The organism is Streptomyces sp. NPDC052496 (assembly GCF_040679095.1).
Lineage (GTDB): Bacteria > Actinomycetota > Actinomycetes > Streptomycetales > Streptomycetaceae > Streptomyces.
On record NZ_JBFAUH010000046.1, the window covers coordinates 35,377 to 44,005 of the forward strand.

An 8,629-nucleotide genomic window follows, 5' to 3' on the forward strand; every position below is an offset into this window, starting at 1 on the left:
CTTGCCGCGCCCCCGGGAGACCGGTCCGCCGCCCGTGGGGACCTGCGGGCCGGTGCATCGCTCGTGCCCGGCGAGGCGTTCACCACTGCTCGGCTTCCGCTTCGGCGTCCCACAGCCCGTAGCCGCCTGTCTCGGCCGGTGCCGCGCTTGTGCCCTCCGGATCGCCAGTGCCCGGCTCCGTGGCCGGGTCGGTGCCGATGAGGTCGTCCAGGCTCTCGCTCCAGTCCGGTTCCGGGGCCGGTGCGGTCTCTGCTGCGAGGGGGCGCCGCTGCCCGGGCAGGTCGGGCAGCGGCACGGCCGTACCGCGGGCGCGAGGTCGTTTGCGAGGGCTGGTTTCGTGTGCCGTACCGGGGGTGCTGCGGGTGCGGCGCAGGAGCTGGTCGAGGGCGTCGGCGAGGTCGGCTTCGTGCGCCTGGCGGTCCCCGCGTTGCTCGACCTCGGCTTGGACGTGGCGCCAGACGGCGTCGTTGAACGGCTGGTGGACGTGGTCGCGGTGGACCCAGGGGATTTCGTGGAGCTGGCCGTCGGTGAGGCGGACGAAGATCTGGCGGGCGTCGTGGGGGTTGTGGTGGACCTCCCATTTGCCGTCCCTGGCCGTGACGGGGGAGCGCTGGCTGCGGTGGGGGTCGAGGATGTCGTGGTTGTAGGTGCGGTAGTCGAGGCGGATGCCGCGTTCGGTGATGGGCTGCCAGCGCACGGGCAGCAGTTCGAGGTAGTCGGCCCCGCTCAGCGGCGCCGACACGTAGCCGCTGATGGTGATCAGTGCGGCCCACATCTGGTTCGGGGTGAGGGCGGTTTTGGGCAGGACGGGGTGGCGCAGTCCGTCGTGGGGCCGGTTCTGCCAGCCGCAGGTGATCCATTCGTCGAGGAAGTCCTGCAGCTGAGGGACCGTCCATCGGGCTTCGGCCGATGTCTTGGAGCCGCGGCGCTGGGGGTGGGAGCCGGTGTGGCCGGCGACGTGCTGGCAGAACAGGTCGTTGATCGAGCCGAAGGTCCGCTCCACCACGGCTTTGGCCTGCGGACGCCTCGGTGGAGCAGGCTGCACGTTCACCCCGAGCGTCTCGCAGGCGGCGACGAAGCCCTGCGAAAGGTAGATCTTGCCGCGGTCGACGACGATCGTCTCGGGCACGATCACCGGCCGTGCGGCTGCGCCTTCCAGGCGTTCGTCCAGCGACAGCATCCGCTGATACGGCACCTCGGCCCGCGACAGGTGAAGCGCTGAGGGCCAGGCGGGGCGGGCAGGATGCGGAACAGCCATCTCGGCCAGGAGCAGCGCTGCGTCGACGGCTTTGGTGCTGTGCGGGCGCAGGACGGCGGCCAGGATGGAGCGGGTGGCGACGTCGACGGCGATGGTCAGCTCCGGCCGGCCCAGGCTGCCGTCCTCCAGGACGGCCATGATGTCCAGACGGGTGGTGTCGATCTGCACCTGCTCCCCTGGCCGCAGCACCACCGGCGCCGCCAAGGCGCGGGCGGGTGCGGTGGCGGTACGCGCCGGGCGTCCCGGACGGTCGGCCGGGTCGGCCAGCACGCTCACCAGCCGGTAGAACGTCGAGCGTGACGGCATCTCCACCACCCCGCGCCCGTGCGTATCCTCCAGGACCTGCCCGACCAGCACCTGCAGTCCCTTCACCGTCCCCTTCGACCGGCCACGCTGGCGCCGCAGCGCCTCCAGCACCGCGGCCACGACCCGCTCGTCGGCATACCCCGTCGGATGTCGTCCGCGGGCCGGCACCGCACGCTTGTCGACCAGCCCCCATAAGCCCTGCTTGCGGTAGGCGTGCCGCATCCGCTCCACCGTCGTACGCGTCACCCGCGCGAAGCCGAGCGCCGCCAGCTCCTTCGCCTTGGCCGCATCCCGCTGTGCCAGCGTCCACCGCTCCGGGTCATACTCCGGCCGCATCACCTGCCCCTCGCGGCTGCCTTCAGGGTGCGGCCACCCGGTCTCCACCTCACGAATATGGGGCAGCCACGCCAAAGCCCGCTGCTGGGCCGCCAGCGGAACGGTCTCGAACAACCCCCACTGCGGCACCGCGTCCGGCGCCCGTGCGCCGACCACTTCGAAGCCCGGATCGGCGAACAACCGCCCCAGCAGCAGGCTCATTTCGGCACCGTCCTCCTGCAGCAGGCAGACCCGCTGGCCCTGCAGCGCGGCCACCTGCCAGGTCTGCCCCCGGTAGACGACGTGCGCGCCGACCTCCACCACCGGCCGCCGGCTCTTACCGCGTGTGCCGCCCACTGGGCTCAACCCCTCTCCGGATCGCTGCCGACATTGCTCAGCGGTCCTTCGAGGCCCTGTCCACGGTCTGCGTCAGCGCAGATCAGCGCCCGCTCGTGCAGCGGCTCATCGAGAGATGCTGTCAGATACCCGCACCACAGCGCGTGATAGGCGGCTGGTAGGACCTGCAAGGAATCGCCCACCGCGGCTACGCCGTCGGTGAGCGGTCGGGGCCCGGCGAACGCTTCGGCCAGCGCGGCCCGCATCCCGGGCGGTCCCTGATAGCGGGGGTGGCGGTAGCCGGCCAGCCATCGCAGGTTCGCCGCCACCACCGCCGGAGGTGGCACGAGGCGCCGGTAGGCCCAGCCCACCCGCGCGCACGCCGCCCCCAGGACCATCCGTGCCCGCTGCGTCCTGTCCCCGCCGGCGCTCGGGCTGGAGGGGCAGTCGGCGAGCAGGCCGGTTCCGTCCGCGTACCGGGCAAACACCTCAGGCACCCACGAGCGCACCCGCCCGTTGGCCGTGTCCCGCCACAGCAGCCGTACCGGGCGAGCGGACAAGCCGGTCACGTCCGGATTCCGGTCCAGGAGCATCAGCTGGGTGCGCATCGCTGCCGAACCGTGTACGACGTGCCGTCCGGTGGTCGCCGACCACCACCAGCCCGGTCCCCACCGGCGGCCCGGAACGACCGGAAACGCGGATACCGGCGCGAGGTCCTCCAACCGCACCGACGCCGCCGCCTGCTCCCACGGCAACTGCGTCACCTGCCCGGCGGCTGTGACGAACGCGGCTTCGATTCCCGCACCGGCGCCCCCTGCGGCAGCCTGCTGCACCCGCCTGCTGTGCTCGTGCCCCTCCACACTCGACAGCCAAGTCCATGGGAGGCTGCTGAACACCGGGATCCGGATCCGCCACCCGAACGGGTGAACGGCGGCCGCGACGCCGAGCTCCTATGCCCGTAACCAGACAGTTGCGCCGCCCACGGCACTTCCGCTACTGAGCCTGCCTGACCGCTCACACCCAGACGGCCTTGGAACGCACCGGCCGGACCCGCGTCGACCAAGAGGTACTCCGCTGGGCTTTCAGCCACCTCGGATCGGGCGCATGATCCCCACTAGCGTCCCGCTGTCGGCACACCCCACCCCGTACCGAGCGTTTCCACTCTGCACGAAGCCACGGTGGCCGCGCTGCTCATGCCGTTGCCCATTCGAGTCCGAGGTCGGCCAGCACCGCGCGTTGCTGGTCGGTGAGTTTGGTGCGCCGGGTGCGGGTGTTGGATAGCCATACGCCCAGCCGCACTGTCACCTCCTCACCACCGTCTTCACTACCCGCGTCGGCTTCTGCGGGCCGCAGGGTTTCGGTGTGTTTGCGGGGGACGGTGAGGGTGTTCTCGCGTGCCTGGTACTGGGTCAGCGCGGCGACCCCACGTTCGAAGGTGTTCATGTCGGCGAGTCCGGGGACGCCGTTGGGGAACGCCTCGGTTCCCGCCGCATCCTCCACCACAGCCCCCTCGGCCTCCTCGCCACCGCTGGTGGGGCTGATGCCGAGGGCGGTCAGGCGTTCGCGTTGCCCGTCGTGCAGCTGCTCCCAGCCCTGGCGCTGCGCCTTGAGCCAGCGTCCGATGTCCTCGCCGTCCACGACAACCCCCGGGTGGATCTCGCTCGGTGTGGCACCGTCGTCTTGCACCAGGCGCCGTACGAGAACGTAGCGGCGCTGCCAGTCGATGGGCCAGGCCGGATTCCAGTCCGCATCGAGGGCCTCCAGGAGCCGGCGGCGTTCGGTGGCCCGTTCCTCGTTGGCACCCAGGCCGCCGGCCTTGCGGCAGTTGGCGAGCCACTGCCCCACCGCCACGTCGTCGGCGACCGCGTCCTTCGGAGCGGCGAGTGTCCCGTGGACCGCGTAGTAGGTTCGGGCCGCGGACAGGTTCTTCATGAACTTCGAGTCGGCGACCGACCAGACCATGCCGAGTTCGTTCAGCAGCTCGGCGCGCCACGCCTTGAGCGTGCCCGCCCGAGCTGCCCGGCGCTGCTCGCTGACCCACGCCCCCAGACGGTAGGTGCGCTCGCCGTCTTCGCCGAGTTCCACGGTGCCGTCCAGCGGCACCTGCGCGTTGCCGTTCTCCTTCACCCAGATGCGCAGGGCGTTCAGGCCGGTCAGCCACACCTCCGAGTCCGGCTGCAGCACCCGGGTGCGCAGGAAGGCGGCGATGACGTCGGGGTTCTTCGGCAGCGAGAACCGCAGCAACGGCGTCTTTGTCTTCTTGCGTGCCTGTTGCCCGCCGGCGTCGGCCCCACCGTCCTCCAGACCGCCGTGGGCATCATCCTCCGGCCCCGGGGCCTGCCCGTCAGCGGCCTGCGACTCCGCGGCGCCCGGGCCCGCACCGTCACCTGCGCTGTCCGCGCTGACACCGTCTTCGCCTGCCTCGGCGGATTCCTCATCGACGTCGGCGTCGGGGTCGAGGCCGATGACGCTGGTGGCGCGGCCGCGGGCGGTGCGGGTGGTGAGCAGCAGCCGCTGCGCGATACGGGAGTCATGTGCCCGTAGTCCTTGGAGGACGGCGACCAGAGGCCGGTACGAGGCCGACGCCATCATGTCCTGCGGATCTTCCCCCGGCTCCAGGAAGATTGGCACGATCAGCCGGGCGACCTTGCCCTCGCCCGGGTTCTGGCGCAGGCCGCGTCCGGTGATCTGCACGATCTGCACCGGCGAGCTCCGCGTGTCCGCGAAGATCACCCCGTCCACACCCCGCCGGCCGCGGATGTCGACGCCTTCGCTGAGCACCTGACAGCTGTGCAGGATCTGCACGTCGTTGACCCAGCCATCAGGATCAAGGCCGTCGGCGAACCGCCCCAGCACCTGACGCCGGTAGACGGCCGGATGCTCCCCGCACAGCCACTCCGAACCCACCCTCTTCGGATAGACCGCGGGATCCATCTCGTACAGCTCCGCGGCCGTCTCCGGCAGCGCCCGCGCGGCCGCCATCGCCTCAAGGGTGCGCCAATGGAACGACAGCAGCGAGCGCGTTCCCAGAGCGTCGGTGCTCAGGTGCTTGAGCAGGGCGGCCTGGAGCGCGGCCAGGCGCCGGCCGCGCACCTCTTCAACCGGAGCGCCTTCTCCAGGCATCTCCGGGTCGCGGATCTCCAGCACATCGATCTCGAACGACGCGAGGACGCCGCGCTCGATGGCCTCCATCAGCCCGAACTCGAACAGCACCGGCCCGTAGAGCGCTTCGTCATCCATCGAGGCGACCAGCCGCCCCACACCACCCGCAGCATCGTCCTCCGCAGCCCCTGGACGCCCCCCGGAGCCCTTCTCACCCGATCCACGGCCACGGGTGTCACCAGAACCCGGCTGGACCTGCCACAGGCGTGGTGTGGCTGTCATGAACAGGCGACGCTTCGCGGGGATGCGCTCGTTGTCCAGCACCGCCGCCCACTTCTTGCCCAGGTCACCGGACGTGCGGTGCGCCTCGTCGATGATCAGCAGGTCGAAGGCGCCGAGGCGCTGTCCGTAGGAGCCGCGCATCGCCCGCTCCAGCACCCCCGGCGCCGAGTCGCCGGCCTGGCCCGGCCCGCCGTCCTCGACTTCAGTGTCGGCGCCTTCGTCCTCCAGGCCCTGCGGCACCAGCGACGCGTAGGTGGCGAAGATGGTCACCGGCCCGCCTTCCGACGCCCACAGAGCCAGCTGCGTCGGATTCGTCGTACACCGCACCCCCAACGCCGCCAGCAGCGGATCGGCGGACCCCAGCGAGCACACGGCAATCATCGACTCCTCATGCCCCATGGCGCGCCAGGTCTCGACGGTCTGCGCGAGCAACTCCTTCGTCGGCACCATCACCCCCACCAGACCCCGGGGCACCAGGCGCCGGGCGGAGACCGCGGCCAGGCGCGTCTTACCAGCGCCGGTGGCCATGACCACCGTCCCCCGCAACCCTCCGGCGGGCACCACCCCGTCCGGGGGCACGGAAAGACCCCGGAAAACCGCATCATCGGCTTCAATCTGATGCCGCCAAAGACCGTTATCACTCACTGACCTACTCCTATGCCGAAGATCCGGGTAACGCGGTAATACCTTGTGAAGCCCAGCGCAGCAGCGCGCTTTTCTCGCGAGGCTCTTTTGCCGCTTTCAGATAGACACGTGCGGAATGCAGGCCGCGCCCAGGTCGTTCCAGATCGCCCCACCCGTCTTGTGCCAGCCGCCGGGCTTTCCGTCCTTGAAGGGCGGCTTGTCGTCCGGGTCGTAGTGCCCGGCCTCGAGCGTGCAGACGATGACGTCCCCGTCGCTGTTCCTCGTCCGCGCGGTGCACAGGCCGCCGGCCTCACCGAGCGCCTCCAGCACCCGGCGCCGCTCGGTGGTGTACGGGTGGGTGCGCGGCAGGACGGTCTCCCGGACGAACGCCTCCAGGCGCACGAGGGCGGCTCGCTCACGCTGCCGTGCGTACGCGAGATGTACGGCCAGCTCGGCGGATCCGGCCAACCGGTCGCCGCGTCGTGCCCAGTGCCGGTCCGCGATGCTCACCAGGGCCTCGCTCACGGCCGTCACGCCGTCATCCCAGCTGTCCGCGAACGCCTCGCCCCGGGAGGCTGGCACCATGCCGTCCAGCTCCACGACCTCGCTGTGCGCCCCGGCGACCGCTCCGGCTTCCAGTGCGGCGACCAGGTCGTCCGCCTCGTTCGCGGGCACACCCTGGGCGGCCAGGAGCGCGAACACTCGCAGCCGGGCGTTGGTGCCCGCCGTCTGGTACTGGCTCACCCGCCGCACGGGATCCTCGCTCAGGTCGCCGGCAGGCGCGGGAGTGTCCTGGTGCCCGTTCACTGCTCGCTCCTCGGGCTCGTGACGGCCAGGCCGTGGTGGTCGAGGTAGGCCAGGAGGAACAGGGCCAGGGCCCGGCCGGGGTCACTGGCGTGTTCGATCCCGGGCGGCTCGCTGGTCCAGCCGAACGTGGCCTGGTGGAGCCGGGGGTGAACGCCGCCGGTGTGCGGGTCGGGGAAGACGACGGCGCGGGTGAAGAAGTCGTCCAGGCGGCTGAGGAGTTCCGCATCCGGATTGTCCGGCTCACGGCCGCGCACGGTGGTGGTGGCGTTCTCCAGGATGGTAGTGAGGCACCGCTGGCGCGCCTCCTCCTGCTGTTCCAGCTCGCTGGACGGGCTCTCCTCGACCACCTTCACCACCCGGTACATGCCCTGGCCCCGTACAGGCCATCCGGCCTCTCCAGCGCCCGGCGGACCTTGGTGACGGCCTCCTCGACCGACCGCCCGTAGGCATAGTTCGTCACCACGGCGGCACCGGGGTGCTCCGAATCGGTGCGCTGCGCCACGATCCGGTAGCGGATCAGACCAGTGGGCTCCCCACCGTCCTGCGGGAGATTACTGTCAGGCCCGGGCTCTGCCCGTGCCGCGGGCGCGTGCCCTTCCAGAGTGCTGGCGCCGTCCAGTTCGGCCTGCCACCGGTCGAAGGTCTCGCCTTCCTCCTCGTCCAGCTGGTAGTCGAGGTCGTACTTGTCCTCGCTCAGCAGACGGGCGGTTTCGACGGCTGACTCGGTCTCCCGGGCCCGCTCCCACAGGTCGTCCGTGGCGCGCAGCAACTGGTGCCGACCACGCCAGAGTGCGGGCATCACCCCGACGATCGCAGTGGGAGCCGCCAGCATAGGGACGGGTAGCAGGCCGGTGTCCGTGCGCCCGGACTCGCTGACCACTGTGTACGACCAGCCGCCCGAAGGCCCCTGGCGCGACGACCACGACAAGGTGACACCCGGCTGATTCTCCGACGGGCCAGCAAAGAAATGCGCCGGCTTCACCCAGGACCAGGAAGCGGTACAGGCTTCATCGTTGTCCGGACCGCGCTGCGCCGAAAATGACGCTCCAGAAAATTCACTCGCGCGAAATTCCTTCTCGACCGCTTCCGCGTAACGCTTCCAGAATCGGAAAGTGTGCACGTGTCATACCAACCTTCTGAAGATCGTACGGGGCTGACCACTCCGGGGGTGAGCTGTTTTCCCAGACTCTACCCGGCCTTGTATCAAGCTGCATCAGTTTCGGGAAAACGTAGACACAGAGGAGTGGCGTCCCGTAGCATGGGTCCATGCAGTGTTGAGACGTGGAGGCTGACGGCCCCTCAGCGGAACACGGTGGACCTGTTCCCGGATCGTTCAGCAGCAGGAAGGTCAGGATGGCACCGCTGATGCAAGCTCCAGTCGCATCAAACACCCGCTCACCCCCAATGAGTAGCCTGCCAATCTTTGACCTACCCCACAGAGGAAGGAGGTGGGCGCCATGAACACTGCACCACAGAAAAGCGGCCCGCATTGAATTGCGGAGCAATTCAATGGCAATTCCGGAGGAATTGCATAAACCCGGAGGGTTTATCGTCTTTGCGGCCCGTAGGGCCGCGCGCGTCCTGCTCCGCAGGAACGAC

Annotated in this window: 6 protein-coding genes; all 6 read right to left on the bottom strand. The window is 70.0% G+C overall.

Features of this window, described 5'->3' with window-relative positions; translation table 11 throughout:
- Positions 1-79 precede the first annotated feature (79 nt).
- Positions 80-2,236 (bottom strand): transposase, encoded by a 2,157-nt coding sequence (locus AB0L45_RS37430; RefSeq protein WP_365848241.1) that lies wholly within the window; start codon positions 2,234-2,236, stop codon positions 80-82.
- A gap of 5 nt (positions 2,237-2,241) precedes the next feature.
- Positions 2,242-3,048, bottom strand: a complete 807-nt coding sequence (locus AB0L45_RS37435) for a TnsA-like heteromeric transposase endonuclease subunit (protein ID WP_365848242.1) — start codon at positions 3,046-3,048, stop codon at positions 2,242-2,244.
- Between the two features lie 358 nt (positions 3,049-3,406).
- Positions 3,407-6,244 (bottom strand): Helicase associated domain protein, encoded by a 2,838-nt coding sequence (locus AB0L45_RS37440; protein ID WP_365848243.1) that lies wholly within the window; start codon positions 6,242-6,244, stop codon positions 3,407-3,409.
- A gap of 96 nt (positions 6,245-6,340) precedes the next feature.
- On the bottom strand, positions 6,341-7,030 hold the full coding sequence (locus tag AB0L45_RS37445) for a hypothetical protein (RefSeq protein WP_365848244.1): 690 nt from the start codon (positions 7,028-7,030) through the stop codon (positions 6,341-6,343).
- Positions 7,027-7,395 (bottom strand): hypothetical protein, encoded by a 369-nt coding sequence (locus tag AB0L45_RS37450; RefSeq protein ID WP_365848245.1) that lies wholly within the window; start codon positions 7,393-7,395, stop codon positions 7,027-7,029. The genes AB0L45_RS37445 and AB0L45_RS37450 overlap by 4 nt, the downstream gene beginning before the upstream one ends.
- Positions 7,380-7,829: a hypothetical protein gene (locus tag AB0L45_RS37455; protein ID WP_365848246.1), complete on the bottom strand. Its 450-nt coding sequence runs from the start codon at positions 7,827-7,829 to the stop codon at positions 7,380-7,382. Before AB0L45_RS37455 ends, AB0L45_RS37450 begins: the two co-directional genes overlap by 16 nt.
- Positions 7,830-8,629 lie beyond the last annotated feature (800 nt).

Bases quoted from the DNA above. Each gene is read 5' to 3' on its own strand.
- AB0L45_RS37450 (WP_365848245.1), bottom strand. From the start codon at position 7,395: ATGTACCGGGTGGTGAAGGTGGTCGAGGAGAGCCCGTCCAGCGAGCTG.
- AB0L45_RS37455 (WP_365848246.1), bottom strand. From the start codon at position 7,829: ATGCCCGCACTCTGGCGTGGTCGGCACCAGTTGCTGCGCGCCACGGAC.